The sequence below is a fragment of the Niastella sp. genome (genome assembly GCF_045805085.1).
In the GTDB taxonomy this organism is placed as follows: Bacteria; Bacteroidota; Bacteroidia; order Chitinophagales; family Chitinophagaceae; genus Niastella.
Genome location: NZ_JBJMLX010000119.1, coordinates 1 through 2,934, shown reverse-complemented (window position 1 = coordinate 2,934; position 2,934 = coordinate 1). Strand labels below are relative to the sequence as shown.

General features: G+C 48.6%; 2 protein-coding genes. Both read left to right on the top strand.

What is annotated here, in order from left to right:
• On the top strand, positions 1–1,308 hold a 1,308-nt coding region (locus ACJ751_RS05995), incomplete at its 5' end, for a YeiH family protein (protein ID WP_407744470.1).
• A gap of 72 nt (positions 1,309–1,380) precedes the next feature.
• Positions 1,381–2,934, top strand: a 1,554-nt coding sequence (locus ACJ751_RS05990) for a glycoside hydrolase family 2 TIM barrel-domain containing protein (RefSeq protein ID WP_407744469.1), incomplete at its 3' end; no start/stop codon positions are given.

The following is a 2,934-nucleotide window of genomic DNA, read 5'->3' as shown; positions in this document are numbered from 1 at the left end:
GTTCCCACAAAGAAACCCTTCTTTGCAGCATTTACAGAAGACATCTGGGCCGTGACCATTGGCGGTTTCGTCATCATTGCCATCCTGCTCTTAACCACGCTGGTGACCGGTTTCAAATTGCAATTGCCGGGGTATCAATGGGCGACTACCAGTGATTTAATCGATAAAGTATTATCGTTTAAAAATATGCTGTTGATCCTTCAAACCTGGTTAATCATCCTGGTACTGAGTGGAACCGCCATTGGTTTATCAGGCGGCAGCATTAAGAATTTTGCGGCAGGGTTCTCCCTGATCTATGTACTGGCCATTATTGCGCAGGTGATTGCAGGTAATAAACTGGTTGATTATTACGGCTTGGAGTATGTGATCTTTGCCCTGGTACTGGGTTTGTTGTTTGGTAATGTAATTAAATTACCTGTTTGGCTGAAAGAGGCAGCCCGCTCGGAATTCTTTATAAAAACCGGATTGATCATCCTGGGCGCCGGCACTTTGTTCACTGATATCATTAAAGCCGGTATGCCCGGTCTTTTGCAATCGGTGCTGGTGGTGAGCGTCGTTTGGTTTGTAGCGTTATGGATAAGCCGGAAATTAAAAGTAGACGATGAATTTGGCGTTATCCTTGCCTCGGCTGTGGCCATTTGTGGCGTATCCGCAGCTATTGTGGCCGCCGGCGCCATTAAAGGCGATAAAAAGAAATTGTCGTATGTAACCACGATCGTGCTGCTGGTAGCGGTTCCCATGATGGTGTTGCAACCCTGGCTTATTAAGGTGCTGCATATGCCGGAGATCGTTGGCGGCGCCTGGCTGGGTGGAACCCTGGATACAACGGCCACTGTATCAGCTGCGGCCGAACTGGTAGGGGAGAAGGCCGCCAAAGCCGGGGTGATCGTTAAATTCTCCCAGAATGTATTGATTGGCGTGGCTGCGTTCTTCATAGCCATCTGGTGGACATACCGCAAAAACCCAACGTCACAAACGACAGAAACGCCGGGCATAGGCGTGGTATGGGAACGCTTTCCAAAATTTGTGTTGGGCTTTGTGGCTGCTTCCCTGGTATTCTCTTTTCTGATCCCTACAACTCTTACTGCCAATGTAGGTGGAACACTAAAAGGGCTTCGCACCATATGGTTTGCCCTTGCCTTTGTATCTATTGGGTTGGAAGCCCGGTTTGGCGACCTGGTAAAAACCGAAGGCGGCCGCCCGGCGCTGGCATTTATCGGGGCGCAGTTCTTTAACATCCTCTGGACCTTGTTATGGGCATACCTGCTGTTTGGCGGCATCCTGTTCCCCGTTCCGGATATAAAATAACCCCAAACTGTAACATTTGCATACCAGGATATTGGTACGGTATATGTATTTTAGCTGCCGAAAATAAATACCATGCAGCGTAGTCGATATTCATTACTCGTTATCAGTATCCTGTTTTTTCAATGTTCCCTGTATGCTCAATCAGCGCGGGTGCGGGAAGACTTTGATAACAACTGGACCTTTCATTTGGGTGAGGTGGCCCATGCTAAAGACGCCGATTTTAATGATGCCTCCTGGCGTAAGCTGAACCTGCCGCACGACTGGAGCATCGAGCTGCCATTCGATTCAACAAGTCCTACCAATAACAGCGGTGGCTGCTTACGCGGCGGGCTGGGCTGGTACCGCAAAACATTTACGATACCTGCAACCGACAAAGGCAGGATCATTTATATAGATTTTGACGGCGTATACCGCAACAGCGAAGTGTTCATCAATGGACATTCGCTGGGCATGCGGCCGAACGGGTATATTTCATTCCGTTATGAGCTCTCGCAATTTTTGAATTATGGCGGAAAGAATGTGATTGCCGTAAAAGTAGATAACAGCCAGCAGCCCAACAGCCGCTGGTACAGCGGCAGCGGTATTTATCGCAATGTATGGCTGGTGAAAACCGGCACTACCAATATTGAGAACTGGGGTACCTACGTAACTACGCCCTCCGTGTCTGCTTCCTCGGCAAAAGTTACCGTCACCACTTCATTAACCGGCACGGGCGAGTATTGTGATGTTACCACAACCATTATCAATGCAGCAGGCACCCCTGTGGGCACGCAAACACAAAAAGGCCTGCATGTCGGTTCTTTACAAACCCTTCCGCAAACATTCAGTATAGCAGCGCCTGTTCTGTGGAGCCTGGAAAATCCCTATCTCTACAAAGCGGTTACGAAAGTGATGAGCAAAGGAAAGGTCACCGATGAGTATACCACCACATTTGGCATTCGCAGTTATAAATTCGATGTCGACAAGGGATTTTTCCTCAATGGAAAACACGTGAAAATTGTAGGCGTATGCAATCACCACGACCTGGGTTGTTTGGGAACAGCCATCAATACCCGGGCTATAGAGCGGCAATTACAGATCCTGAAAGGCATGGGGGTGAATGGTATTCGAACCTCGCATAACCCACCGGCGCCTGAATTGCTCGACCTGTGCGATAAAATGGGTTTTATTGTTATGGACGAAGCGTTTGATATGTGGAAGCAGCGCAAGGTAGATTTCGATTACAGCAAAGACTTTGACGAATGGTACAAGCAGGACCTGAAAGACCAGGTATTGCGCGACCGCAATCACCCCTCTGTATTTATCTGGAGCCTGGGTAATGAAATTCCCGAACAACATGCGAAAGGCGGTGACACCGCCGGCGTGGTGTTGCTGCGCGAAATGCAAAAAATCGTACGCAGTCTCGACGACCGGCCCACCGTTACCGCCAACAATCATACAGATGATAATAACCAGCTGTTGCGATCGGGCATCAATGACCTGATTGGTTATAATTACAACCAGGGCATCTGGATGTCGGAACATGTGCAAAAGAAATGGGGACGTAAACCGTTCATTGTAACTGAATCGGTATCGGCAATTCAATCAAGAGGGCATTATGATCTGCCATCAGACAGCATGCGCGTT